The organism is Rhodococcus sp. (in: high G+C Gram-positive bacteria) (assembly GCF_049299235.1).
Classification (GTDB): Bacteria; Actinomycetota; Actinomycetes; order Mycobacteriales; family Mycobacteriaceae; genus Rhodococcus.
On record NZ_JBAQXC010000232.1, the window covers coordinates 1 to 26,700 of the forward strand.

A 26,700-nucleotide genomic window follows, 5' to 3' on the forward strand; every position below is an offset into this window, starting at 1 on the left:
CGTTTCCGGTAGCGGGTGCTACCGGAAACGCGCACTGTGGGGTCAGGCGCCGATCGTCAGGCGATCCCCGTCGTCGGTGACACCCACGTGCACGGTGTCGCCGTCGCGGATCTCCCCGGCGAGCAGCTTCTTGGCGAGCTGGTCACCGATGGCCTGCTGGACGAGACGACGCAGCGGACGCGCACCGTATTGCGGGTCGTACCCGCGCACGGCGAGCCACATGCGGGCCGAACCGTTCACATCCAGAGTGAGCCGGCGAGCGGCAAGACGCTCGGCGAGCTGACCGAGCTGGATCTCGACGATCCGCTCGAGCTGCCCCTCCGACAGCGGGTCGAAGACCACGACGTCGTCGAGCCGGTTGATGAACTCCGGCTTGAACTTGGCTCGCACCGCAGCCATCACCTGATCCTTGTCGCCACCAGCACCGAGGTTGGAGGTGAGGATCAGGATGGTGTTGCGGAAATCGACCGTGCGGCCCTGTCCGTCGGTGAGCCGCCCGTCGTCGAGCACCTGCAGCAACGTGTCGAACACGTCGGGATGCGCCTTCTCCACCTCGTCGAACAGCACCACCGAGTACGGGCGGCGGCGCACCGCCTCGGTGAGCTGGCCACCGGCCTCGTAACCGACGTACCCGGGAGGCGCACCGACGAGCCGTGCCACCGAGTGCTTCTCGCTGTACTCGGACATGTCGATCCGCACCATGGCGCGTTCGTCGTCGAACAGGAAGTCGGCGAGTGCCTTCGCGAGTTCGGTTTTGCCGACGCCGGTCGGGCCGAGGAACAGGAACGAGCCGGTCGGCCGGTTCGGGTCCGCGACGCCGGCGCGGGCACGTCGCACCGCGTCCGAGACGGCCTGCACCGCATCGGTCTGCCCGACAACACGTTCACCGAGTTCGTCCTCCATCCGCAGGAGCTTGGCGGTCTCGCCCTCGAGCATGCGGCCCGCGGGAATCCCGGTCCACGCGGCGACGACATCGGCGACATCGTCCGGTCCGACCTCTTCCTTGAGCATCACATCGCCGTCGGCTGCCGCACCGGACGCATCGGCGGCGGTTTGAAGTTCCTTCTCCAACTGAGGGATACGTCCGTACCGCAACTCGGCGGCCTTGCCGAGGTCGCCGTCGCGTTCAGCGCGTTCTTCCTCGCCACGCAACGCCTCGAGTTGTTCCTTGACCTCGCGGACCGAGTCGATCGCGGTCTTCTCGTTCTGCCAGCGAGTGGTGAGCTGGCTGAGCCGTTCACGTTCGTCGGCGAGTTCGCCGCGCAACTTGTCGAGCCGATCCTTGGACGCCTCGTCCGTTTCCTTCTGCAGCGCCATCTCCTCGATCTCGAGACGGCGGACGACACGTTCGACGCCGTCGATCTCCTCGGGCCGCGAATCGATCTCCATGCGCAGCCGGGACGCGGCCTCGTCGACGAGGTCGATGGCCTTGTCCGGCAGGAACCGGGAGGTGATGTAGCGGTCCGAAAGGGTCGCGGCGGCAACGAGAGCGGAGTCGGTGATGCGCACACCGTGGTGCACCTCGTACCGCTCCTTGAGTCCGCGCAGGATCCCGACGGTGTCCTCCACGCTCGGCTCGCCGACGAGCACCTGCTGGAATCGACGCTCGAGCGCCGCGTCCTTCTCGATGTACTTGCGGTACTCCTCCAGGGTCGTCGCACCGACGAGCCGCAACTCACCGCGAGCCAGCATCGGCTTGATCATGTTGCCCGCGTCCATCGCGGATTCACCGGTGGCGCCGGCACCGACGATGGTGTGCAATTCGTCGATGAACGTGATGATCTGACCGGCGGACTGCTTGATCTCGTCGAGGACGGCCTTGAGTCGTTCCTCGAACTCGCCGCGATACTTGGCTCCGGCGACCATCGACCCGAGGTCGAGGGAGACGACGGTCTTGTCGCGCAACGACTCCGGAACATCGCCGGCGACGATGCGCTGAGCGAGCCCTTCGACGATCGCGGTCTTGCCGACGCCGGGCTCGCCGATGAGCACCGGGTTGTTCTTGGTTCGACGCGACAGCACCTGCACGACGCGGCGGATCTCGTTGTCACGCCCGATGACCGGGTCGAGTTTGCCGTCCCGGGCGCGGGCGGTGAGGTCCGTCGAGTACTTCTCCAGTGCTTGGAACGCGGCTTCGGGGTTCTCGCTGGTGACGCGCCCACTGCCGCGCACGGTGGTGAACGCCTCGCGCAGCGCGGCCGGGGTCGCGCCGTGGCCGGCGAGGAGCTTGGCAACGTCGGAGTCACCGCTCGCAAGACCGACCAGCACGTGTTCCGTGGAGACGTACTCGTCGGTCAGCTCGGTGGCGAGCTTCTGGGCGGTGGCCATCGCCGCGACGGACTCACGGCCGAGCTGCGGAGTGGTAGTCGCACCGCTGGCCTTGGGCAGCCGGTCGACGAGGCCCTCGGCCTCGCGCCGGACGAACGCGGGGTCGACGCCGACGGCCTTGAGCAGCGGCGCGGCAATACCGTCGGTCTGGTCGAGCAGTGCGACCAGAAGGTGGGCAGGCCGGATCTCCGGGTTGCCCGCAGCAGACGCCGACTGGAGCGCGGCGGTCAGTGCAGCCTGGGTTTTCGTTGTCGGGTTGAACGAGTCCACTACGGGCCCCTTCCATTCTCGAGTGTGTTCGTATCAATTCTTACGCTCCGCAGATACTGTCCGCGGGAACTCGACGTGTTCAACGACCTCAAAGTTGAGTTTGTTCCACTCAACTTTGCGACATCAGGTGACATACATCACTGCCTGCGCATCCCAGTGTGAGGCATCCGCCGAGATCGGATCGGAGCCCTGGTGGCCGAAAGGTCGCGAAACGATTACAGTTGCGTCCGACCAGCAGGAACAGCACGTGGGAGGGTGGCGTGGAAGCCTTCGCCATCGCCCGTGTCCAGCTCAGTTTCGCGTCGATCATCGCCACCCCCACCGGGCCGGAGCGGTTCGCCTCGGCGTTCTACACAGCACTGTGGGCCGACAACCCGTCGCTACGCGAACTGTTCCCCGCCGGCATGGAAACGATGCGACACCGATTCGCGACCGCGGTCGGATGGGCCGTCAACCGGCTCGGCGATTTCGCTGCCGTCGAAGCGTTCCTCGGGCAACTCGCGCGCGACCACCGCAAGTACGGTGTCAAACCCGAGCACTTCCGGGCGGCGGGGGCGGCGATGCTCATCGCGGTCCGCGAATGCACACCGCTGATCCTGTGGACGTCCGCGCTCGAACACACTTGGCGCGAGGTCATCAGCCGACTGACCGCCGCCATGTCGATCGCGTCCGCCGAGGACGACCTGCCCGCCGTCTGGGGCGCAACCGTCGTCGCCCACGAACGAGTGATGCCGGACCTGGCCATCATCCGGCTCGAGACCGACTCACCCATTCCGTTCCACGCGGGCCAGTACATGAGCGTGCAGACACCACATCGCCTGCAGATGTGGCGGTACCTTTCCCCGGCGATTCCCCCGAATCCGCAGGGGCAGATCGAATTCCACGTACGCCGCGTGTCGAGCGGCTGGGTGAGCCCGGCGCTCGTCGGCGAGACCGCGGTCGGCGACCGCTGGGTCATCGGCCCGCCACTCGGCGGTCTGCACGTCGACCGGTCCCGCGGTGACGTGTTGATGATCGCCTCCGGAACCGGGCTGGCACCACTGCGCGCGCAACTCATGGAGTTGGCGATGCGCGGTGACAACCCGCGCGTGCACCTGTTCTACGGCGGCCGGTACCCATGCGACCTGTACGACATCGAGACCCTGTGGCACCTGTCGATGACCAATCCGTGGCTCACCGTCGTCCCGGTCGTCGAGGAGAAGGAAAACCCTTGGTGGCACCCGGTTCCCGTGCTGGAGCCGCCGAGCGGTCTGCACCGCACGATGCACGGCAAACTCGGTAAGGTCGTGGCCCAATTCGGGTCGTGGACGGACCGCCAGATCCAGATCGCAGGGTCGCCGTCGATGATCAAGACGACGCTGTACGCACTGTCCGCCGCGGGAACACCAAGGCAGAACATCAGTTTCGATCCCTTGTGACACACGCATCTCGGGATCGCCTTGACGGGGATACCCCGTAGGCGTGCTGCGGCGCCCGGGTGGTCGTACATGCCGGTGCCGGTGACCCTGCGGTTGAATACGTGTTGTGCCGAAATAGGAACAACGGGTTTTCGAGGAAGGGCAGGACGTGGAAGCGGAGACAGTCGAGTCGGCAACCGAGAAGGCGTACCGCAGCGTCCGCGACAGCATTCTCAATGGGGATTTGCCCAGCGGATCCATGCTGGGGGAAGCGTCCCTCGCCGCTCGGATCGGGGTGAGCCGCACCCCGGTCCGGACCGCCCTGGCCCGCCTGCAGGACGAGGGATGGGTCACCATATATCCCAAGCGCGGCGCCCTTGTCCGAGGACTTACCGTTCAGACCATCGAAGATTTGGCCGACACCCGCCTCATCTTCGAATCCATCTCGGTCCAGCGTTCGTCGAGCCGGGCTCGGCAGGCATTGGCGGATCGTCTCGACGATGCCGTTACCGAGCAGGAGGCGGCGATCGGTGCACGTGATCTACGTCGATTCGTCGAATCGACGATTGCCTTTCACCGTTCCTTCGTCGAATGCGGAGGCAACGAGGTGCTGGTGGAACTCAACGATCGTCTCGCCGACCGTCAGCGCTTCCTGCTTTTCAGTCACGGAGACCGCCTGTTCGAGCGGGGCGAAGCCATCATCACCGAACATCGGGAACTGGTCGCGGCGTTGCGGACCGGTGACGTCGCCGGATTCGCCGACACCCTCCGTTCGCATTTGAGCCACAACTACGGTAGACGCCTCGATCCGGTGCGCCTGGAGGTGCGCGAAGAGCAGCGATCGGATACCTGATCGCAACCGGCCGATCTCCGGATTGCCCGTGACGCAGGCACCATCTTGCATCCAAGTTGGATGCTACATTGTGCTCGGTCGCTCTACATGCCACACGGGCCGCGAATCGGGGCCCACCCGGCGAACCCGACGTGACCCCCTGACGGCCGGAGCGTCCAGGACTGCAGTTCCGCACTGCCCAACCAGGGCCACGGGACTGTCGAAGTGTGGTTCGGACTACCCGAAATGGCGAGAGGAATCGCTCTCATGACCACGACCGCAGTGCCCGAGACGGGCATTCGACGCTCTCTGGCACCGATCGTTCTCGTGCTCTTCACCACGGGCTGGGCAGCCAATCACTTTGCGGCGATGATTCCGCTGCTGGCCTCACATGAAGGATTGAGCACTTCTGTCCTCAACGGCGCCTTCGGGATCTACGCGATCGGATTGCTGCCCGGCCTCCTCTTCGGCGGAGCCATCTCGGATCGCATCGGCCGCCGACCGGTAGTCCTTCCCGGGGCGGCACTCGCAGGTGTCGGCAACCTCCTCATGATGCTTGACCACCACGAACTCGGAATCTGCGCGGGACGACTGGTCGTCGGCATCGGAGCCGGACTGACGTTCGGTGCGGGAACGGCGTGGGCAGCCGATCGCGCGGGTAGAGCCGGCGCCGCCGTGGCCGGTGTGGCCCTCTCCACCGGCTTCGCCTCGGGACCGCTGATCACCGCGCTCGTTTCCACACTCGGGCATCCCCTGGCGGCACCGTTCGCGGCAACCGGATTGTGCTCGTTGCTCGTTGTGCTGATTGCATCGAGGACGTCCTCCGCGTCTGACACACCGAACACAACCGCCGCCCCCTCCCCCGGACCGAGCGACTCGCTCCCGACGGGAACGGTACGCACGACACTGCGGTTCGCGTTGCCCATGGCGCTCTGGGTATTTGCCTCGATCACGGTCCCCATGGTGACGTTGGTCCAGCAACTCGATCGCTATCAGGGACCGTTCGTTCCGGCGGTGGCGGCCTTGGTCGCACTCGGCTCCGGCGTGATCATCCAGGTGGTCGCCCGCAGGAGCGGGTGGGGCCCCCGTGCCGGAGGCATAGGCGCCCTGCTTGCAGCGGTCGGGTTCGGACTTGCCGTTGCGGCCGACGCGAACCACTCGTTGGTGGCGTTCGTTGCGACTGCCGTAGTGCTCGGAACCGCGTACGGGCTCTGCCTGCGTAACGGACTGGTCGACGTGGAGACCATGGCACCGGCACCGGCCCGGGGGCTGCTGACAGGAGTGTTCTACGTTGTCGCCTATCTCGGATTCGGGCTCCCCACCCTCCTCACATCCGTCGAGAGCATTACGGGAATCGTGTTCCCGCTGACGGTGTTGGCCGCCTGCGCCGCCGCAGCCGGTGTGCACCGCATGCTTCGACACCCGAACCGATGACTGTCCGCGATGCGGGACAGGTGTGAGCGCGATCCCCGAAACACGGATGTCTGCTCACGCCGATCGCTGAGACGGGTCGTGCAGGTCGCCCGGCTCACGTCCCGCTTCTTGTCCGCCGTTCCGAAGGCGACCGAACTCGAAAGGATAGTGCCGTGCCGATGGCGTCACCGGTATTCACGCAGGGCAAGCTGATCACTGCGCAACTGTTCTCCGGCGCCGGAATCGCGTCCGGGTACGCCGTAGGCGGGCTGCTGGCCGAGCAGATCACGGGTCGGACCGCGATGGCCGGCTTCGCGCAGATGAGCGTGATCTTCGGCGCCGGACTTGTCGCCTATCCGCTCGCGGCGCTGGCGGCACGCGTCGGGCGGCGCAGGGCGCTCACCCTGGGTTTCGGTGTAGGCGCGCTCGGTGCCCTGGTGGTTCTCTCGGCCGTGGCGGTGCAGTTCCTCCCGTTGTTCATGCTCGGGATGATGATGTGCGGTTCTTCGACAGCCGCGGGTTTGCAGGCCCGTTATGCCGCGGTCGACGCAGCCGGGCCGACAGCGACCGGGCGGGCGATGTCGCTGGTGGTGGGGGCGACGACGATCGGCTCGGTTCTGGGTCCCAATTTCACCGAACCCGGTGCGCGCCTGGGTGAGGCACTCGGGATGCACCCGTTGGCAGGCCCCTACCTGATCTCGATGGCCGCCTTCGCCCTGGCGGCTCTGACAGCATCGACACTTCCGAGCGGGAACGGTTCGAGTGCAGGCACGGACAAGGTCGCGACCGACACTTCCACCGACGCACCGGCACCGCTCGGCCTCAGACCAGCGATGCGTTTCGTGGCCGCACGCCCGGTTCCGTTGTTCGCCATCGTCACCATCGTCACCGGACAGATGATGATGACGAACGTCATGGTGATGACACCGGTGCACATGCATCATCAGCAGTTCGACCTCGGAGCCATCGGCATCGTGGTGAGCATCCACATCGCTGGGATGTACGCGCTCTCTCCGGTGTTCGGCTGGATGTCCGATCGTTGGGACCCGGGAACGGTGATCGCCTCCGGTATCGTCGTTTTCGTCGCCGCCATCACCCTCGGCGTTGTGGATGCGGTGGCAGCGGTGTCGTCGATGACACTGCTGAGTACCGCTCTGCTGCTCCTCGGGGTGGGCTGGTCGATGTTCCTCATCGGTGGTTCGGCGTTGCTGACGGCCTCGGTACCGCAGCATGCGAAGGTCACTCTGCAAGGCGCGTCGGACTCGGCCATGAACCTGGGCGGGGCGGTGATGGCCGCGACTGCCGGCACCGTGTTGCAGGTGGGCGGTTTCCTGTGGATCAACATGATGGCTACCGTCCTCCTCTTGGTCATGCTGGTGTTCTCGATGAAGGCGGTGCCGTTGATGAAGTGGCCGGGGAGGGCGATGCCCCCTCCGGACGAGGAGTACGATCTCGCACGAATGCAGTCGCCGTGAGTCGAATCGACGACGGGTGAGCGTGCGCGCACGACACGTGGAGGTTCGCGTTCCACACCGTCACGCACAGATGCCCCCGACCGGACGGCCTCGACGGCCGTGGTTCGGGGGCATCCGACATCGCAACCCACACGCTGCGCAACCTGTTTCGGTTACACGACGACTACCGGTAGGACGCGCGCAACGTCTTCTTGTCCAGCTTGCCCAGTGGGGTGAGCGGCAGCGCGTCGAGGAAATCGATCGACTTCGGCGCGTGCACCGAACCCTTTGCCGCGCGGACTTTCTCGATCAGCTCGTCGGCGGGGACCGTCTGGCCGTCGCGCAGCACGACGCACGCCTTCACGGCCTCGCCCCACTTGGCGTCCGGAACCCCGACCACCGCGACCGACGCGACCGACGGATGGGAGGAGATGACGTCCTCGATTTCGCGGGGGAACACGTTGAACCCGCCGGTGACGATCATGTCCTTCTTGCGGTCGACGATGGTGAGATAGCCGTCCTTGTCGGCGCGGGCCACGTCGCCGGTGTGCAGCCAGCCGCCGCGCAGCGCCTCGGCGGTTTCGGCGGGCTTGTTCAGGTAGCCCTTCATCACCAGCGGGCCGCGCACGCAGATTTCGCCGAGTTCACCGCGGGGAACCTCGACGAGGTCGTCGTCGAGCAGGCGCACGTCGAGCCACGGCACGGGCCGCCCGCAGGTGGCGAGGCGTTCCGGGTCGTCGGCGAGATGCTCGTCCTTGCGGAGCACCGAGATGGTCATGCCGCATTCGGATTGCCCGTAGAACTGGAAGAACACCTGACCGAGACGCTCGATACCCTCGCGCAGTCGTGCCGGTGACATCGCGGAGGCGCCGTAGAACAGCGTTTGTAGGCTCGACAGGTCACGCTGGTCCATGTCGGGGTGGTCGAGCAGCAGGTAGATCATCGTCGGCACGAGCATCGTCGCATTGATGCGATGCTTCTCGATTGTTTCCAGCACCAAGGCCGGATCGAAATACGGCAGCACGTACAGCGACCCGCCGCGCAGCAGGGTGGGGACGAAGAACGCGGCGCCGGCGTGGGAGAGGGGCGTGCAGATCAGGAAGCGGGGTTCCTCGGGCCACTCCCATTCGGCCATCTGGATCTGGGTCAGCGCGACACCGGACCGGAACGCACCCATGACGCCCTTCGGTTTGCCGGTGGTGCCGCCGGTGTAGACGATGCTGGACGTGTCCTCGGCCCCGACCGGCGCCGAGACGAGACGCATCGGCGTGAATTGCGCGGCCAGCGCCAGGATGTCGGTCCCGACCTTCGAGGGTCCGAGCGAGAACACGTTCGTCAGCGACGGGATCTGCGCCTGCAGTTCGGCGGCGCGCTCCTCGAAGTAGTTCGGGTCGAAGATGAGAGTTTCGATCTCGGCGTCACCGGCGATGTAGAGGTGATCGCTCAGTGAGCCCATCGGGTTGAGGGCGCTGTTGCGGCAGCCCGCGATCATCGTCGCACCCATCGAAATGAGCACCTCGGGCCGATTCTTCGACAGCATCGCGACCGACGATCCCTGCCCGATGCCGACGGATGCGAGTGCCTGCCCGAACCGGCTGATCTCGTCGCGCATTTCGCCGCCGGTGAGCACGACGTCCCCGAGGTGCAGGGCGGGTTTGTCGGCGCTGCGGTCGAGGGCGGTGATGAGCAGATCCGCGGTGAACACGGGTCGGTGCAGGTCTGCGTACTCCTCGGTCATGGCCATCCTTTGTCTCGAAGTAACAGTCGGTGGTGCGCCCGTTGCCGCACATCGGATGTGTCGGAGGTCACCCGCGACCTTCCGCCACGATAACCGCAGACTCACAGAATCTGAAACGTGTTGCATTTCGATGCCCGCGCGCGCACTCCCCCGACACCTGCCCACCGATTCGGAATCCACGCGGGCTACGGCATGGGTGAACTCCGAATCGGGTAGCGGATCCGGGCAACGCGAAGATCGCACATGAGACCCACCGGAACGACACGCGCGCGGGCTACTACAGTTCGGGGCAACACCGCGTACCCCGGGGGATACACACATGCAACCTGCCTCGTCCGCACCTGCCGAAACGGACACGACGGTGACCGCGACCGTCGTCGAACACCATCGTCTGCGCAACAACCTGTCCGTCATCCGCCTTCAGTGCGACGGTGAGGTCGTGCCGTTCCGCGCCGGCCAGTACGTCGACGTCACCGTCCCGCAGCGGCCCGGTCTGCCGCGGCGACTGTCGCCAGCGCTGCCGCCGTCGCTCGACGGCAAACTCGAGTTCCATGTGCGGTCCGTGCCCGGCGGGTGGGTCAGCGGCAGCATCGTCGCCGACACCCGACCCGGCGACGTGTGGACGATCGGTGCGCCGCAGGGCGGCGACCTGCACGTCGACGACAGCGGCCGGATCGTCATCATGGTCGCCGGTGGGACCGGCCTGGCGCCGCTGCGCGCTCTGCTCCTCGACATGGCACGCCGGCCCGAACCGCCGCGCACGTTCCTGTTCGTCGGCGGCAGTTCCCCCCGCGAGCTGTATGCCTCGGACATGCTGTCGTTGCTCGGCGAGGCATTGCCGTGGCTGACGGTGGTGCCGGTCGTCGAATCCATCGACGATCCGGAATTCCCGGACCCCTGGTTCAACCGGATCGCCGCGCAACTGGGCGACATCGGCGCAGATCCCGACAATCTGATCGAGGGCAGCATCGACGACGTCGTCACGTCCTACGGCGCGTTCGGCGACCATCAGGTCTTGTTGTGCGGGCCTGCGGCGATGATTCGCTCGACGCTGCAGAAACTGGCGGAGACGGGCACGCCGCCCGAGAACATTCGCTACGATCCGTACTGACCGACCGGCGCGGTTCCCGCGTGCTCGGCGCCCGGACACCGTCCCCGAACCGAGGTGATCGCGGTGACCACGTTGCCCGGCAGCACCGTTCTGATTTCCGGCGCGGCCCGCGGCATCGGCGCCGCGACCGCGCGGATGCTGGCCGACAAGGGTGCCAGGTTGATCCTGTTCGACGTCGACGCACAGCCGCTGCGTGAACTGGTCGCGGAGATCGGCGACGACCGGGCGGTATCGATTTCGTGGTCGCGAACGCCGGCATCGCCTCGTACGGTTCTGTGCTGCAAACCGATCCGGAAGCGTTCCGCGCGGTGATCGACGTCAATCTCGTCGGTGTGTTCCACACGGTCCGACCTGCCCAGTTTCGGTGAGGTTCTTGCTGCGCTCCCGTTTCCCCTGGGCCGGGTTCATCCGGTGGGCGCGTGCGCCGCGGCCTTCGTGCATGGATTGGAGAAGCGTTCCCGCCGCGTCTACGTCCCCCGTGGGTCGGAGCCGCCGGCTGGGCGCGCGTGCTACTCAACTCTAGCATCGGCGACCGGATCGCCCCGCGCCCGGTGTCGAATCTGCTTGCGCGGGTGGATGATCAGGCGTCGAAACTGGGGCGTTCGACGAGCGCACGGATCGCCGGTCTCGTCACCGAGAAGTGAGATGCCCAGGCCGCCTCCGGTATCCGATTCAGGCGGGCACGCCGTCGACGGCCACCTGCGACTGCGCCGGAACAGCGACGGTGACCCACGCACGGGCGATCGTGGTCCCGGAGGTGGTCGCACACACGACCGCGACATCCCGCACGGATTCGTGATCGGTGCGGTAGTGCTGTAGGTCTGCGACCGTGCAGTTCGTTGCTTCGCCATCGGCGGATCCGGTGATGCGGACCCGGAACCGCCGGACGTTCGCGGCGCCGAACAGGTCGACGACGCAGCGCGCGAGTTCCCCGACCGCCGGCTCGAAGCCGCCTGGTACGTCTTCGGCCCCCGCCAGATACACCCCGGACAGATACACCTCGGCGACCCTGCGGCCGATGCTGTCGAAGTACTCGACCGTCCGGTCGAGACGACGACTGTCGGCGTCCCGCACCGTACGGGCACGGCCGCTGAGCGGTTCGTCCGCCCGGGGCGGGTGGAAGAACACGATGTCGGCCTCGTCGGCACCTGCACCGTCGAGACGGCCGGCTGCGGCGCCGAGCGACAAGAAGGTGGGCACTGAACCTACTTCCGGAACAATACTTTTCATCTTTGTCCTTCCTCTCGCTCGGCGCCGGTGCGGTCAGGATGCCGACACTGCGGCTTCCGCGGCGTCACGGGCCGCGATGTACCCGTACACGAGTCCCTGACCGATGGTCGCGCCGGCACCGGGGTACGTCTTACCGAAGGCGTTGGCGGCGGTGTTGCCGATCGCGTAGAGCCCGTCGATGGCGGTGCCGTCCTCCCGCAGGACGCGGGCGCGTTCGTCGGCGCGCAGACCGCCGCAGGTCCCGAGGTCGGACAGGGTCATCTTCACGGCGAAGTACGGGCCGTGATCGAGCGGACGTAGGTTCGGGTTCGGCTCGACCGTCGGATCCCCGTAGTAGCGGTCGTATGCGCTTGCCCCGCGCGAGAATTCGGCGTCGGTACCGGCGGCCGCATCCTCGTTGAAGCGACGGAAGTTCTCGGCGAAGGCCGCCACGGGAACCCCCATCGAGTCCGCGAGCTCCTCCGGGGTGGTCCCGCTGTGCGCGATCCCTGCCTTGAACCACGAACCCGGAATCGGCTGGCGCGGGAACAGTCCCGCCGCGAAAACGTAGCTGTTGCGGTACTTCTGGTCGAACACGATCCACATCGACTCGACCGGATCGCCCGAGCGTTCACGGTCGAGGACCGTCTGGCCGAAGGTCATGTAATCGCAGGACTCGTTGATGAATCGAGCCCCCTTCTGGTCCACGATGAACGATCCGGGCAGCGACCGTTCGGCAAGCATCACCAGCGGCGGCTTGCCTTCGCGCGTCGGCGCGACCGCCGGGAACCACCAGGCCTGATCCATCAGGTCCAGGTCGGCGCCGACTTCCTGCGCGATCTTGATGGCGTCGCCGGTGTTGCCTTCCGCGCCGAGGCTCTCACCGTCGGCGAGCGATTCGGACTGGTACTTGTGCCGCCACTGCATGTCGTGGTCGAAGCCGCCGGCGGCGAGGACGACACCGCGACGTGCGGTGACCGTCACCTCCCGGCCGTTCTGGGCGACGACAGCACCGGTGACACGCTCACCGTCGGTGACCAGGCGCACCAGCGACGTGTCGGTCCACACCGGGATACCGGCGCGCAGCACACCCGCGAACAGACCGGCGGCGATCGCCTGTCCCCCGGCCACATATTCACGCTTGATCGCCAGGCCGGCGACACCCTGCGCGAGACGACGGAAGATCCGCGCGAACCCCTTGTGCGGCACCCGCGCCATGAGGTTCATCCACTTGTAGTCGGCGCCGGTGGTGGGCATCGGCAGGCCCGCGTCCATGAGACCGGGGCGCAACCGGCCACGCTCGTCGCCGAGTTGCGACAGGTCGAACGGGCGGCACTCGCAGGAACGTCCGACGGCGGCACCGCCGGGAAGCTCCGGGTGGTAGTCGGAGTACCCCTTGGCCCAGAAGAACTTCATCGGCGTGGTGCGGCTGAGCATCGCGATCGCCTCGGCACCGTTGTCGACGAACGCGTCCCCGCGCTCGACGGGGGCACTGCCGTCGACCACCGAGCGGACATAGGTGCGGCCGCGTTCCCTGGTGTCTCCGGAACGTGCTTCCTGGAGAACCGGATTCGCCGGCACCCAGAACGCACCGCCCGATCGTGCCGTCGAACCGCCGACATACTGCGTCTTCTCGACGACGAGCGCCGACAGTCCCTGCTCGTGTGCCGTGAGCGCGGCCGCCAGGCCGGTGCCGGAGCCGATCACGAGCAGGTCAACGGTGGTGTCCTGTGCCCGAGTCACGGCCGGTACGGACTTCTTCGCCATGCCAGTCTCCTTCGCCTGATTCTTTCTCTAGTGATGGACGACGCTAGACCGGTACCGCTGTCCGCAGCAGCGACATTCCCTACCAGCGGGACTCGAGAACACAGCCGGACTCGGGAACACAGCGGGACTCGGGAAGACGGCGGGACGGCATCGTTCGGATCGTCACCGGGTCCTGCGCATGTCGACCGGCGACCAATACGCCCACATGCCGGTGATCCGGGCGTCCCCGTCGAAGGTCATGACGTCGATCGGCTCGATTTCGTATTCGGCGTCGCCGACACGGGTGGTGACCCGGAAGTGAAATGCTGCGCTCTGCCCGCTGACGTGCAGCGACAGCAGTTCGGTCTGTTGCGGTGTTCCGTCGATCGCACGGTAGAACTGCGCGATGGCGTCGCGCCCGAGGCGTGGTTCGCTCCCTGCCGGGTCCTCGAGGGTCGCGTCGTCGGTGTACAACTCGACGACCGCAGCCGAGCACCCCGAGGCAAGCGCGGCGAGATAGGAACGGACGGTCGCACGGATCGCCTCGGCGGTGCCGACGATGGATTCGGTCATGCGTAGGACCCCTAGGGCTCGGAATTTTGCGGCAGGTTACGTCTCCTCCGACGACCGCGTCGATTCCGTCATCCCGGTGACCGGGAGGTACACGAATCGTCGGGCATCCGCGGTATCCGTCCGGATCGCCCCCGACGGCGATATCCGTGCGGTGGTCTCTCACTGGCCGGGAAGACACCTTCCACAAGGCCGGTCGAACGGGCACCGTACAGGGCATGACCAGTGCGATCACCCATGATTCGACGCGACGTGAAGTCGCCACCTCCCTCGGCGTCCTGCGCTACCACGAGGCGGGCGAGGGACCGCCGCTGCTGTTGCTCCACGGCTCCGGACCGGGCGTCACCGGCTGGCGCAACTACCGCGGAGTCCTCTCGGACTTTGCCGAGCACTTCCGGTGCCTGGTCCTCGAGTTTCCCGGCTTCGGTGTCAGCGATCCCGGCGGCGGCCATCCGATGATGATGGCCGGCCAGTCGGTCGGTGTGTTCCTCGACGCGATCGGTGTCGACGGCCCGGTCGACATCATCGGAAACTCGATGGGTGGCATCGTCGGCGCCAACGTCGCCATCCACGCGCCGCAGCGAGTGAACAAGCTCGTCACGATCGGCGGAATCGGGAAGAACGTCTTCGCCCCCGGCCCGGGCGAAGGCATCCGGCTGCTGATGGAGTTCACCGACAACCCGACTCGCGAGCGGCTGGTGCGGTGGCTCCACTCGATGGTGTACGACCCGAGCGTCGTCACCGAGGAGTTGATCGAGGAGCGCTGGGCGCTCGCGACCGAACCGACGACCTTGGAAATTGCATCGCGGATGTACAGCAGCGCCGCGTTCGCCGCGAACGCCGCCGCGGCGAACGCTTCCGGTGCGACGCCGTACTGGGCGCAACTGGGCAAGATCGCCGCCCCCACGATGCTGACCTGGGGACGCGACGATCGGGTCAGCCCCGTCGACATGGCGATGCTGCCGATGCGCGACATCCCGAATGCGGAACTGCACGTGTTCCCGAACTGCGGGCACTGGACGATGATCGAAGCGAAGGAGGCATGGACCTCTGCCGTGCTGGCGTTCTTGCTCCGCAAGGGCGAGTAATACGTCGAACGGTGAAGGTCTCCCGTGCGGCGGCGATTGCCGCTGCACGGGAGACCTTCCCTTGCGTCACCCCCCGAAACCGGTTCGGGTGCCCGCCGTCGTACAGCGCTCAGTCGATCGTGATCCCCATGCGGCTGAGCATGATCTGAGGGTCGGCGGGGGGCGTGAGGTCGAGTAGTTGCCGGCTGCGCCGATGCGCGGCGGCGACGCACAGCTCGTCGTCGGAGTAGACCCAGAATTCGCCGCGGGCAATCTGCTCGATCATGTGCTCGGCCGCGACGAGCGGGTCGAGTCCCGTCTCCACATTGTCACGCTGCATCGCCGCGAACACCGCGTTCGCGGTGGCATTGTCGGTGGGTGCTTCACGCTGCGCCGACCGGAAGATCTCGCTGCGAATCGAATGCGGGATCACGGCACTGACCTGGATCGGCGCACCGACGATCGACAGATCCTGGTGCAAACACTCGGTCATCGCCAGCACCGCGTGCTTGCTCACGATGTACGGTGACTGGACCGCAACGGCATTGAGTCCACCCACCGACGACAGATTCGCGATGCATGACGGTGTCCCCGCCTCGATCATCCGCGGCACGAACGACCGCAGACAGAAGAACACCCCGTCGACATTGATCTGCATCAGACGACGCCACCGGTCCCGGTCGATCTCCCACAGCAGGCCCGCCGATTCCACCCCGGCATTGTTCACGAGCAGTTCGACACTGCCATACGAGGCAAAAACCGTAGCAGCCATGGACTCGACGGACTCGGGGTCCGCGACATCCACCCCGCGCGACTCGGCGCGACCGCCCCCGGACACGATGTCGTCGGCCACGATCCGTGCTCGCTCGGCATCGATGTCCGCCACGACCACGGTCATTCCGAGGGAAGCGAGGTGCCGGGCCAGTCCCTCACCGATCCCGGCTGCCGCACCCGTCACCACCGCCACACCGCTGGAAAACCGTTCCTGCGACGCACTTTTCTGCATCATCATGCCCTCGATCAGTCCGATGTCACGTCGCGGCGCCGGCGGAATTCGCGAACGCGGGGTCGAGAACCCGGCCGATCAACTGCCACAACTCGTCCCGCGCCGGCCCGGTCAACGACAATTGCGGGAACGTGAGGAATCCGTGGAACAACCCGTCGAAGCGGCGTGCGATGACGGGAACCCCGTCCGCCGTAAGCCTCTCGGCGTATTCTTCGCCCTCCGAGCAGGGCGGATCCAGTTCCGCAGTGGCCACCAGCGCAGGCGGCAGTCCCTCCAGTGTCGATGCGCGGAGGGGAACGACGAGCGCGCTGTCACGTTCCTGCGGCGCGTACTGATCCCAGTACCAGCGCATCGCCGCGGTGGTGTTGTAGTAGCCGACACCGTATCGGCGGTAGGACTCGGTGTCGAAGTCGTCGCCGAGCACCGGGTACAGCAGGATCTGTGCCGCGATCGACGGGCCCCCTCGTTCGCGCGCCGCGATCGACACTGCAGCCGACAAGTTGCCGCCTGCGCTGTCCCCGGCCACCGCGACCCGTGACGGATCACCGCCGTAGGACGTGGCGTTGTCCACCGTCCAGCACACCGCCGCGTACATGTCCTCCATCGCCGCAGGCGCCGGATGTTCCGGTGCCAGCCGATAGTCGACCGACACCACGACCGCGTCCACCGCCGCCGCCATCGACCGGCAGAACTCGTCGTGGCTGTCGAGGTTGCAGAAGACGAATCCGCCGCCGTGCGCGAAGACGATCACGGGGCGCGGCACTGTCGCGTCACCGTGCGGGACATACACCCGCAGCGGCAGATCGCCGCCCGGCCCGGCGATCATGACGTCCCGTGCCGTGCGCATATCCGGGGTCCGTGTCAGCGGCGCCCGTCGCGAAGCAATGATCTGCCGCAGTTCGGTGGCCGGATACTGCGTCACGTCGGGGAATCCTGCTTCCAGGTTGGCAAGCATCGCCTCGACATCGGGGTGCAGGTCGGATCGGCGCACGCCTTCCTCCTTCTGATCGGAGGTGGATCGTCCAGTCGTCATCGGCCCACGCTATGGCGCCGCATACACCCGCACACGACGGTTTCCCGTTCTCCGGGAGACCATTGCGCCCGGACTTCTCGACGGTCGACAGTGCCATCATGACCAGTGAACTCACCCTCACACCGGCCGAGCAGTGCCTGGCCGTCGAACAGATCAAGCGCACCTTCGCCGCACGGCTACGGTGCATGGACAACAAGGAGTGGCACCTCTATCCGACGTTCCACACGGACGACGTCGTGAGCCTGACGTTCGGTGATCACAGCGTCGTCGGCGCCGACGCGGTGACCACGTCCATCAAGCGGGTCTTGGACGGCCGCTTCCCGATCACGTCCGTGCATCACGGCCACACTCCCGAGATCGAGTTGACGTCCGATACGACCGCGCGAGGCGTCTGGGCGATGGAGGACCACCTGTGGTGGACGAACGGTGATCAGGAGGAGCACCTCCACGGCTACGGTCACTACCACGAGGAATATCGCCGGGAGAACGGCCGCTGGCTGATCAGCCGTCGTGCGCTGACCCGGCTCCGGGTGGACACGACACCGCAGTTCTACGAGCGCGGGGAACCCGCACCGCAGAACTGACCGGACCCTCGTTCGATCGTGCGTGCTCACACATTCGTCGGACCGGCGGTGTGCCCGTCCGCAATGGGCTCTCCCGAGGAATGGGACAGCTCTATCCACACCCCTTCGGGAGGCAGAACACTGCGTCATCACGACAATCGAATCGAGGGGGATTCAGTACGCCATGACCGCATCCGATATCCGACGGCGAGTGCTTCTGACCGGCGCGACCGGGAACTGGGGGCGCGCAACGCTCCGTGAATTTCGCGAACACCCCGAGTTCGACGTCGTCGCCTTCGCCCTTCCCACCGACACCGACCGCGCGGTTCTCGCCGAGTTCGACGACATGGACAATCTGAGCGTGGCCTGGGGCGACCTGACGAATTCCCGCGACGTCGCCGACGCCGTCCGCAACGTCGATGTCGTGCTGCATGTCGGTGCGGTGGTCTCGCCGCTGGCCGATACGAAACCCGAACTCGCCCATCAGGTCAATATCGGCAGCATGCGCAATATCATTGCGGCCGTGCAGGCCCTCCCGGATCCGGCACGGGTCGCTGTCGTCGGCATCGGCTCCGTCGCGGAGACCGGCAATCGCGCCGCCCCGCACCATTGGGGCCGGATCGGGGATCCTGTCCGGGTGTCGCGGTTCGACGAGTACGGCCAGACGAAGGTCGTCGCGGAACGCCTCCTCGTCGAATCCGGGTTGCCGCGCTGGGCGTGGCTGCGCCAAACAGGCATCTTCTACCCGGGAATGCTCGAGATCCGCGATCCGATCATGACCCACGTTCCGCTCGACGGCGTCATGGAATGGGCGTCGGCCGAAGATTCGGCGCGCCTGCTCGTCGGTGTGAGCGGCGATGCCGTACCGGACGAGTTCTGGAACGACATCTACAACATCGGCGGCGGCGAGCCGTGGCGCTTGACCAACTGGCAATTCCAGACTGCCCTCGGTCAGGCGATGGGCGCCTCGGACACTCGCGTCTGGTACGACCGGAATTGGTTCGCGACGAGGAACTTCCACGGCCAGTGGTACACCGACAGTGACCGGTTGCACGAGCTCGTTCCCTTCCGGAAGGACACCTTCGACGACGCGATGGCCCGGGCGATCGCCGCAGCACCGGTGACCGTCCGCTCCGCGGGTCGGGTACCCGCATGGATCGTGAAGAACTTCGTCATGAAACCGTTGACACGTCAACCTCGCGGCACGATGGACGCGGTCCGCGCCAACAGAACCGAGGAGATCGCCGCACACTTCGGCTCCCTCGAGCAATGGCGGCAGATCGGAGACTGGTCCACGTTCGTTCCCCCGAACCCGTCCCGCCGGCCCAGCAACCTGAACCACGGGTACGACGAGAACAAGCCCAGTTTTCAGTGGTACACCGACGACTACATCGACGCCGCCGGGTTCCGGGGCGGCGAGTTGGTTTCCGAGGACGTGGACCGCGGCGCGATCGACGTGCCGTTGATCTGGAAGTGCGGATCGGGGCACCGATTCACCGCCACACCGCGACTGATCCTCCTGGCGGGGCACTGGTGTCCCGACTGCGTCCGGAATCCGGCGGACTATCCGAGGCAGGCCGAGTACAACGCCTTCCTCGCACAGGTCGAGAACTGACGCGCGGGCCGCGGACCTACTGATATGCCCGGTGATTCAGAATTTGCAGCGCGTGCAGCGTGGGCGGATTCCGAATCGCCGGGCGCATTCGGCGTCCGGCGCCGGTGCGCCGCGAAAAAGTATCCCACGCAGCGGGACGACTCCTGTCTCGCCCGCTCGACGGACCGGCACTATGGCGCACATCACCCCTTCCGGCCCGGAGGTTGTCCATGACGCAGTCCAGCACCATCCCCGACGACGAGATTCGCAGCATCGAAGCCGACGCCGCACCCGACCGCTTCGCACGCGGTTGGCACTGCCTCGGCCTTGCCCGCACCTACCGTGACGGCAAGCCGCACCAGGTCGACGCGTTCGGCACCAGCCTCGTCGTGTTCGCCGACAGCGCAGGCGACATCAAGGTTCTCGACGCCTACTGCCGGCACATGGGCGGCAATCTCGCGCACGGCGAGATCAAGGGCGACTCGGTCGCGTGCCCGTTCCACGACTGGCGCTGGGGTGGCAACGGCCGCTGCACCGAGATCCCCTACGCACGCCGGGTTCCGCCGCTCGCCAAGACCCGCGCCTGGCTCACCCTCGAACGCAACCAGCAGTTGTTCGTGTGGAACGACCCGGAAGGAAATCCCCCGCCCGAGGGCGTCACGATCCCCGAAATCGAGGGTCAGGGCACCGACGAATGGTCGGACTGGTCCTGGAACTCGGTGCTCATCGAGGGATCGAACTGCCGCGAGATCGTCGACAACGTCGTCGACATGGCGCACTTCTTCTACGTCCATCTCAGCGTGCCGCGCTCGTTCGAGAACATCTTCGAAGGCCACATCGCCACTCAGAACATGTCGTTCACGCAGCGCAACGACGTCGAACTCGACCTCGATTTCGGGTCCGACGATGTGTCGCGGTCGGCGGCGTCGTACTACGGCCCGTCCTACATGATCGACAAGTTGTGGAGCGACACCGAACACGGAACCATCGAGACGGTACTGATCAACTGCCACTACCCGGTCACACCGAACTCGTTCGTGCTGCAGTACGGCGTCATCGTCAAGCGGCTGCCGGGCATGTCCGCCGAGGAAGCAAACGGCATGGCCCAACTCTTCGGCGCCGGCACCGAGAAGACGTTCGAGCAGGACGTCGAGATCTGGAAGAACAAGGCCAAGATCGACAATCCGCTGCTGTGCGACGAGGACGGCCCGGTCTACCAGTTGCGCCGCTGGTACCAGCAGTTCTACGTCGATGCCGCCGACGTCACCGAGGACATGACCAACCGGTTCGAGTTCGTGATCGACACCACCAGGTCGGCCACCCACTGGGAGCGTGAGATGGCCGAGAACATCGCGGCCCGAGCAGATTCCACCGCCGAGCCGGTCTCCTGATCAGCCGGACCCGATACACCGACACGAGGAACACCACCATGAGTTACGAAGTACGCAAGCACATCGACGCGATGGCGGACGAACTGTTCACCGAAGGCATCGAGGCGGAGCGTATCGGGCGGCTGGCCGACGACACCGCGAAGCGGATGAAAGAAGCCGGTTCGATCCGCATGCTGCAGCCCAAGGAGCACGGCGGACTCGAAGTTCACCCGCGCGAGTTCGCGGAAACCGTCATGCGCACCGCCGCGCTCAACCCGTCCGCCGGATGGGTCCACGGCATCGTCGGCGTGCATCCGTGGCAGCTCGCGTTCGCCGATCCTCGCGTCCAACAGGAGATCTGGGGCGACGACCAGGATACGTGGGTGGCCTCGCCGTACATGCCGGCCGGCATCTGCACTCCGGTGGACGGCGGATACCGGTTCTCGGGGCGCTGGCAGTTCTCGTCCGGCACCGACCACTGCGACTGGGCGTTCCTCGGCGGCCTCCTGGGCAACCCGGACGGCACGGTCGCGCAGCCGCCGCGGATGCTGCACGTCATCATCCCCCGCACCGACTACACGATCATCGACGATTCGTGGGATGTGATGGGACTGCGCGGCACCGGCTCGAAGGACGTGGTGGTGAAGGACGCGTTCATCCCGGACTACCGCGTGATGGACTGCGACGAGGTCATCGACGGCACCGCCGTCCGCAACTACGGCCGCACCGAAACGCTGTATCTGATGCCGTGGTCGAACATGTTCCCGCTCGGCATCACCTCCGCCACCATCGGCATCTGCGAGGGCCTGGTGCTGCACGCCGACGAATACCAATCCAACCGGATCAACCCACAGGGCGCCGCCATCAAGGATGATCCGTACACGTTGTTCGCGATCGGCGAGGCTGTCGCCGACCTGCGTTCCGCTCGGGACACGTTGCTGGCCAATGTCGATCGCATGTGGGACCTCGTCGACTCCGGGAAGACGCCGACGTTCGAGCAGCGCGCCGAAGGCAGGCAGACACAGGTGCAGGCCGCGTGGCGGGCCGTCAACGCCATCGACCGCATCTATCCGCGCTGCGGCGGCAACGCGCTGCGTATGGACAAGCCGATGCAGCGGTTCTGGCGCGATGCCCACGCCGGTCTTCATCACGCGATCCATGTGCCCGGTACCGTGTTCCATGCGGCCTCGCTGAGCCGACTCGGGGTCGACCCCGAGGGCCCGCTGCGGGCAATGATCTGACCGTACGAGAATCTTTCGGAGAGAACATGAGCAACATCAAGGCTCTGGGCTACGTCAAGATCCAGACCAACGACATGGACCGCTGGCGCACGTTCGCGTTCGACGTCCTCGGTTTCGCCGAGGGCAGCGGACCGGACCCGGACGCACTCTATCTGCGCACCGACGAGCGGCGTGCGCGGATCGTCGTCGTTCCGGGTGAGACCGACCGGATCGTCGACATCGGCTGGGAGGTACGCGATCACGCGGCCCTGCTGCGAGTGCAGAGCGCCGTCGAGGCCGCCGGGATCGCGGTGAAGCCACTGTCGGTGGAGGACGCCGACGCCCGCAGCGTCGAAGAGGTCATCGCGTTCGAAGATCCCGCGGGCACGTCCATCGAGGTGTTCCACGGTGCGGTGCTCGACCACAGCCCGGTCGTCACCCCGTTCGGTTCCCGATTCGTCACCGGCGCACAGGGACTCGGACACGTGGTGCTTCCCGTCGCCGCACCGGATGCGGCGTTCGAGTTCTACACCGAGGTGCTCGGGTTCCTTCCGCGCGGTGCGTTCCGGCTGCCGACCCCGCCGGAGATCGGGCCGATGCGCATCCGCTTCCTCGGGGTGAACGAGCGGCACCACAGCCTCGCACTCATGCCGGTTCCCGCAGGTAAGGACCCCGGCCTCATCCACATCATGGTGGAGGTCGACACCCTCGACGCGGTCGGCCAGGCCCTCGACCGGGTGGTGCGCGACGGCTACTCGGTGTCGTCGACGCTGGGCCGGCACACCAACGACAAGATGGTCTCGTTCTACGTCCGCGCCCCCGGCGGCTGGGACATCGAGTTCGGCACCGAGGGGATGCGCGTGGACGAGCAGTCGTACAGCGCCGAGGAGATCACCGCGGACAGCTACTGGGGTCACGACTGGTCCGGCAGCGAACCGCTCGGCGTGCTGTCCTGACACACCCGATCCGACTGATGCCCCGCACGGCTTCCGCCGTGCGGGGCATCGCGCCGACTGCCCCGAGTACCCCCATCGACCGTGTCGCCGTGTCTCGCCGGGCATCTCCCGACGTGATCGACGTTTATGTGTAGGCCGACACGGCGATTCACGGGTTTTCGATCCGGATCCACTCGTCGCTCGACTTGTCGCACGACAGGTAGTAGCCGTGCTCCTCAGCGTTCGCGGCACCGAGAATCCGGCAATCCCACTCGCCGACCGTGCCGTACTTCTCCCGCAGATCCAGAAATCCTACGACCACCTCGGTGGCCTGATCGCAGTCCAGGGACGACTGGACGAGAAGCATCCCGCGCAGGTCTCGAGGAGCAGCACATGCATCCGGCGATGGGCTGCTCAACGGTTGCACGGCGTTCCGATCGATGTCGGGTAGATCGAGCGGGAGGCCGAAGCTGTGGTAGTCCGTGGTCATCGTACCGGCCTGCATGCCTTCGTCCATGGTCGAAACTGTGCGATGGACGAGTCCGTCTTCACCCACCGAATACTCGATACGCGAAGGGAACCCGAGGACAGCGAGATCCGCTGCGGTCGCGTCGCCCACGGTCTCGGGATACAACTGCGCCAACTCGGACAGCAGCTTGGCGAAATCGATCGTCGCGTCGTAGCGGACCACCAGACGTCCATCCTCCAGCCACGCTCGACCCGATTCCACGACCGTCGCGAAACTGTTCCGGTAGAGCAGCAACACCGATCTCGGATCGCTCTGCAACTCGTCCACGAATCCGAACATCGCACGGGAGTCGCCCTCAGGTCTCAGCCACGTGTCCCGGGTGATCGTCGGCCGGCCCATCCCTGCGATCTCGTTCAGGGACGGGAAACGGAGCAGAATCTCCTCGCCCTGCGCAAGGATCTCACCGCCGCCGGCGAGACCACCCATGCCTGCCCCGGAGTCGACCGCAACCATGTACATCACGTCGGGGTCGCGCCCGACCTGATACGTCGCGCGCGTTTCCGCCCCGCCGGATGCGACGAGGACGTAGTCGGCGCGCATCGTGTCGAACTCGTCCGTGGCGACCAGCGCCGAATACAGCCGCTGAGCGGGTGTGACGTCCGGGACCGATGCCGTCACCGATCGGCCGGGCACCGAGGTGCCGGGCAGGAGACCATCGTTCTGCCCGAAGGCCGAAGTGTTCCCCGCTTCAGATCCGCATCCCCCCACGGTGGCAACCATGCAGGCGACGGCCATACCCCCGAACAGACGTCTCGACCACATCGTGTGTCCTCTCTACGGCACTCGGCCCGCGAGGACGCAGGGCGGCTGATCAGGAGAGACTACGCATCCTGAGGCGTAGAACGCGTCGTTCGAACGGCCGATACGTTGTCGTCGAGGTTTGCGGTGTGGTCACGCACGATCGACACGAGCCGCTCCGCACAGAAGATGTTCCACCACACGGGACAGTGCCCTGTCGGTGTCACGGACTCGCGCGCTACCGTCCGGGAAACTCCTGCGACCACCGACCAGAAACGGGAGCAGATCATGCAGTCCGTCACCTGCCGCACCTGCGGCAACCGTGTCCTCGCCGAGAAGAACGGCACCTTCCACACCAACATCCAGTGGCTCGACAGCACCGCCGTGTGTGCCCGGTTGGGTGCCGACTCCGCCTCCCGCACCTGCCCTGACCTGCACGACAGCGTCGAGGCGTTGGCCGCGGAGGGCACTCTTCCCGTGACCGGCCGGGACGATCCTCGTCTCGCCCGTCACTGAATGTCCGTCCACTGTCCGGGAACGCGATCTCCGTCCGGACGAATCGTAGGGGACACTGGTCCCGAACCAGACCCCGATTGGAGAACGATGACCGCAGAACACGCAGTGCTCGATCCACGCCGGATGCGCGACGTGATGGGCAACTTCTGCACGGGAGTCACCGTCATCACCGCCCTGGACGGCAACGAACCGCTCGGGTTCGCCTGCCAGTCCTTCACGTCCGTGTCGCTGGACCCGCCGCTGGTGTCGTTCTGCCCGGCGCGCACGTCGACGACGTGGCCGAAGATCCGCGAGATCGGCACGTTCTCGATCAATGTGCTGGCCGCGAGCCAGCGCACCCTGTGCGCGGCGTTCGCTGTCAGCGGCGGCAACAAGTTCCGTGGCGTGGAGTGGACACCGGGCGACAACGGCGCTCCGGCCATCGAGGGCGCGATCGCGCGGGTGGAAGCGACCATCGAATCGGAGCACGACGCCGGCGACCACACGATCGTCGTGGCGCGGGTGACCGGTCTGACGACGCTGCACAGCGGCGGCCCACTGCTGTTCTACCGCGGCACGTACGGCCACTTCGACGAAATGTAGCGAGATACCGACGACGCGGCCGGCAGGAAAACCTGTCGGCCGCGTCTCGTTGTGCAACGTGAGGTGTGCCCGGTTACCGAGCCCGGGCCTCGACGCGAAGGACCCCACCGGTGACCGTTCCCCTTTCCATCCTCGACCTGGCACACATCGGCAAGGGTGAGACCGCGCGGGACAGTTTCGCCGCGAGCGTCGAGATGGCGCAACTCGCCGAGAAGTGGGGCTACCGGCGCATCTGGTACGCCGAGCATCACAACATGCCGTCGATCGCGTCGTCGGCGACGAGTGTGCTGATCGCGCACATCGCCGCGCACACGTCGTCGATCCGACTCGGGGCCGGGGGCGTCATGCTGCCGAACCATTCGCCGCTGACCATCGCCGAGCAGTTCGGCACGCTCGAGACGCTGCATCCCGGCCGTATCGATCTGGGTTTGGGTCGCGCACCGGGCAGCGATCAGAACACGATGCGGGCGCTGCGGCGTGATCCGTCGTCGGCGGACAGTTTTCCGCAGGATGTGCTGGAGCTGCAGGCCTATCTGCGGGGGCAGACCCGCATTCCGGGTGTCGACGCGATCCCCGGCAAGGGCACCGATGTGCCGCTCTACATTCTCGGTTCCTCCCTGTTCGGGGCGAAACTCGCTGCCCTGCTGGGACTTCCGTACGGTTTCGCGTCCCATTTCGCGCCGCAGGCGCTGGAGGAGGCGGTCGCGTTGTACCGGCGCGAGTTTCAGCCGTCGGAGCAGCTCGCCGAGCCCTACGTCATCGCCGGTGTCGGTGTGATCGCCGCCGATACCGCCGACGAGGCGCACACCCTGTTCGAGGCGACCACACGTAGCCGCGTCGTCCAGATGGTCGGTCGCGGACGCACATTCACCGACGAGGAGGTCGAGATGCTGCTCGGCTCCCCCGCCGGCCGGCAGGTGATGCAGATGCTGCACTACACCGCCGTCGGCACCCCCGCCGAGGTACGCGACTACCTCGATGCGTTCACCGAGCGTGCCCAGGCCGACGAGCTGATCGTCGTGTCGTCGGCGCCCGGCCGCGCCGCCTGGCTGCGGTCGCTCGAATTGGTCGCCGAGGTCAGCGGTCTCGTCCCCGCCTGACCGCCCCGTGGGCGATGGGAACCATCATTCGGCCTACCCGGGTGATGGGAACCATCACCCGAGCGCGGGGGCCTCAGGGGGCGCGGGGCCTCAGGCTGCGCGGTCGGTTCGGGAGCCGCGGGAGAGTTCGCCACCTGCGTCCCAGCGGGCACCCGGATGGTCCGGCCCCTTCGCTCCACACCCATTACAGGTGCTTCACCACTACTACGAGCCAATCCGCCGGCACACCCCACATCGGTACTCAGCGACTCACTGAATCGCCCCGAGTTCGGTGGAGGCTCAGCTATCTGGTTCCGGCCTCAGCGCGGACCGGTATCTCACCGTAGTCGTCCGCGGTGTGATTCGCCCAGTGGGTCGCCTCGTACTCGGCAGGTGGAAC

At 66.4% G+C, this 26,700-nt stretch carries 22 protein-coding genes and 1 pseudogene; 15 read left to right on the forward strand and 8 right to left on the reverse strand.

Translation table 11 applies throughout. From position 1 onward, the window contains the following. Positions 1-42: 42 nt before the first annotated feature. Positions 43-2,598 (reverse strand): ATP-dependent chaperone ClpB, encoded by a 2,556-nt coding sequence (gene clpB, locus WAX14_RS13655; protein WP_422628596.1) that lies wholly within the window; start codon positions 2,596-2,598, stop codon positions 43-45. A gap of 260 nt (positions 2,599-2,858) precedes the next feature. On the opposite strand from clpB, the gene WAX14_RS13660 reads away from it, so the two are divergent. From WAX14_RS13660 to WAX14_RS13675, 4 genes are all read left to right on the forward strand, one after another. Then, a complete protein-coding gene (locus WAX14_RS13660; protein WP_422628597.1) occupies positions 2,859-4,016 on the forward strand; it encodes an FAD-binding oxidoreductase in 1,158 nt (385 codons plus the stop codon). Positions 4,017-4,164: 148 nt separating this feature from the next. Next, positions 4,165-4,848, forward strand: coding sequence for a GntR family transcriptional regulator (locus WAX14_RS13665; protein ID WP_422628598.1), 684 nt, complete (start codon positions 4,165-4,167; stop codon positions 4,846-4,848). Positions 4,849-5,094: 246 nt separating this feature from the next. Next, positions 5,095-6,261: an MFS transporter gene (locus tag WAX14_RS13670; RefSeq protein ID WP_422628599.1), complete on the forward strand. Its 1,167-nt coding sequence runs from the start codon at positions 5,095-5,097 to the stop codon at positions 6,259-6,261. Between the two features lie 158 nt (positions 6,262-6,419). Continuing rightward, positions 6,420-7,715, forward strand: coding sequence for an MFS transporter (locus WAX14_RS13675; RefSeq protein WP_422628617.1), 1,296 nt, complete (start codon positions 6,420-6,422; stop codon positions 7,713-7,715). Positions 7,716-7,878: 163 nt separating this feature from the next. On the opposite strand, the gene WAX14_RS13680 is transcribed toward WAX14_RS13675, so the two are convergent. Beyond that, a complete protein-coding gene (locus WAX14_RS13680) occupies positions 7,879-9,432 on the reverse strand; it encodes an AMP-binding protein (RefSeq protein WP_422628600.1) in 1,554 nt (517 codons plus the stop codon). A 319-nt stretch (positions 9,433-9,751) separates the two neighbouring features. On the opposite strand from WAX14_RS13680, the gene WAX14_RS13685 reads away from it, so the two are divergent. Then, complete coding sequence (locus tag WAX14_RS13685; RefSeq protein ID WP_422628601.1) at positions 9,752-10,543, forward strand: FAD-binding oxidoreductase; 792 nt, start codon at positions 9,752-9,754, stop codon at positions 10,541-10,543. 63 nt (positions 10,544-10,606) lie between these two features. Then, positions 10,607-11,187: pseudogene (locus WAX14_RS13690) on the forward strand (SDR family NAD(P)-dependent oxidoreductase). 28 nt (positions 11,188-11,215) lie between these two features. Here the strand turns inward: WAX14_RS13690 and WAX14_RS13695 are convergent. The 3 genes from WAX14_RS13695 to WAX14_RS13705 all read right to left on the reverse strand — a co-directional run bounded on the left by WAX14_RS13695 (position 11,216) and on the right by WAX14_RS13705 (position 14,071). Continuing rightward, on the reverse strand, positions 11,216-11,743 hold the full coding sequence (locus WAX14_RS13695) for a hypothetical protein (protein ID WP_422628602.1): 528 nt from the start codon (positions 11,741-11,743) through the stop codon (positions 11,216-11,218). 63 nt (positions 11,744-11,806) lie between these two features. Beyond that, positions 11,807-13,519 carry a 3-ketosteroid-delta-1-dehydrogenase gene (locus tag WAX14_RS13700; protein ID WP_422628603.1) on the reverse strand — a complete coding sequence of 571 codons (1,713 nt, stop codon included), beginning with the start codon at positions 13,517-13,519 and terminating at the stop codon, positions 11,807-11,809. Between the two features lie 162 nt (positions 13,520-13,681). Further along, positions 13,682-14,071 (reverse strand): nuclear transport factor 2 family protein, encoded by a 390-nt coding sequence (locus WAX14_RS13705; RefSeq protein WP_422628604.1) that lies wholly within the window; start codon positions 14,069-14,071, stop codon positions 13,682-13,684. A 215-nt stretch (positions 14,072-14,286) separates the two neighbouring features. Between WAX14_RS13705 and WAX14_RS13710 the strand changes: the two genes are divergently transcribed. Further along, the gene (locus WAX14_RS13710; RefSeq protein WP_422628605.1) at positions 14,287-15,156 is read left to right on the forward strand and encodes an alpha/beta fold hydrolase; all 870 of its coding nucleotides are present in this window, start codon (positions 14,287-14,289) and stop codon (positions 15,154-15,156) included. Positions 15,157-15,265: 109 nt separating this feature from the next. Here the strand turns inward: WAX14_RS13710 and WAX14_RS13715 are convergent, their stop codons facing one another. Next, positions 15,266-16,147: an SDR family NAD(P)-dependent oxidoreductase gene (locus WAX14_RS13715; RefSeq protein WP_422628606.1), complete on the reverse strand. Its 882-nt coding sequence runs from the start codon at positions 16,145-16,147 to the stop codon at positions 15,266-15,268. Positions 16,148-16,166: 19 nt separating this feature from the next. Further along, positions 16,167-17,174, reverse strand: coding sequence for an alpha/beta hydrolase (locus WAX14_RS13720; protein WP_422628607.1), 1,008 nt, complete (start codon positions 17,172-17,174; stop codon positions 16,167-16,169). A 98-nt stretch (positions 17,175-17,272) separates the two neighbouring features. On the opposite strand from WAX14_RS13720, the gene WAX14_RS13725 reads away from it, so the two are divergent. From WAX14_RS13725 to bphC, 5 genes are all read left to right on the forward strand, one after another. Then, positions 17,273-17,758 (forward strand): nuclear transport factor 2 family protein, encoded by a 486-nt coding sequence (locus tag WAX14_RS13725; protein WP_422628608.1) that lies wholly within the window; start codon positions 17,273-17,275, stop codon positions 17,756-17,758. A gap of 163 nt (positions 17,759-17,921) precedes the next feature. Further along, entirely contained in the window at positions 17,922-19,352 is a 1,431-nt protein-coding gene (locus tag WAX14_RS13730) for an NAD-dependent epimerase/dehydratase family protein (protein ID WP_422628609.1), read from the forward strand. A gap of 209 nt (positions 19,353-19,561) precedes the next feature. Then, positions 19,562-20,722 carry a Rieske 2Fe-2S domain-containing protein gene (locus tag WAX14_RS13735; RefSeq protein WP_422628610.1) on the forward strand — a complete coding sequence of 387 codons (1,161 nt, stop codon included), beginning with the start codon at positions 19,562-19,564 and terminating at the stop codon, positions 20,720-20,722. A 38-nt stretch (positions 20,723-20,760) separates the two neighbouring features. Next, positions 20,761-21,942 (forward strand): hydroxylase, encoded by a 1,182-nt coding sequence (locus tag WAX14_RS13740; protein WP_422628611.1) that lies wholly within the window; start codon positions 20,761-20,763, stop codon positions 21,940-21,942. Positions 21,943-21,968: 26 nt separating this feature from the next. After that, complete coding sequence (bphC, locus tag WAX14_RS13745) at positions 21,969-22,877, forward strand: biphenyl-2,3-diol 1,2-dioxygenase (protein WP_422628612.1); 909 nt, start codon at positions 21,969-21,971, stop codon at positions 22,875-22,877. A gap of 148 nt (positions 22,878-23,025) precedes the next feature. On the opposite strand, the gene WAX14_RS13750 is transcribed toward bphC, so the two are convergent. Further along, positions 23,026-24,147 carry a hypothetical protein gene (locus WAX14_RS13750; protein ID WP_422628613.1) on the reverse strand — a complete coding sequence of 374 codons (1,122 nt, stop codon included), beginning with the start codon at positions 24,145-24,147 and terminating at the stop codon, positions 23,026-23,028. A gap of 264 nt (positions 24,148-24,411) precedes the next feature. On the opposite strand from WAX14_RS13750, the gene WAX14_RS13755 reads away from it, so the two are divergent. The 3 genes from WAX14_RS13755 (at position 24,412) to WAX14_RS13765 (ending at position 26,321) form a co-directional block, all read left to right on the forward strand. Continuing rightward, on the forward strand, positions 24,412-24,639 hold the full coding sequence (locus WAX14_RS13755) for a hypothetical protein (protein WP_422628614.1): 228 nt from the start codon (positions 24,412-24,414) through the stop codon (positions 24,637-24,639). Positions 24,640-24,726: 87 nt separating this feature from the next. After that, positions 24,727-25,221 (forward strand): flavin reductase family protein, encoded by a 495-nt coding sequence (locus tag WAX14_RS13760; protein WP_422628615.1) that lies wholly within the window; start codon positions 24,727-24,729, stop codon positions 25,219-25,221. A 110-nt stretch (positions 25,222-25,331) separates the two neighbouring features. Further along, the gene (locus WAX14_RS13765; RefSeq protein WP_422628616.1) at positions 25,332-26,321 is read left to right on the forward strand and encodes an LLM class flavin-dependent oxidoreductase; all 990 of its coding nucleotides are present in this window, start codon (positions 25,332-25,334) and stop codon (positions 26,319-26,321) included. The last annotated feature ends 379 nt before the right edge of the window (positions 26,322-26,700 follow it).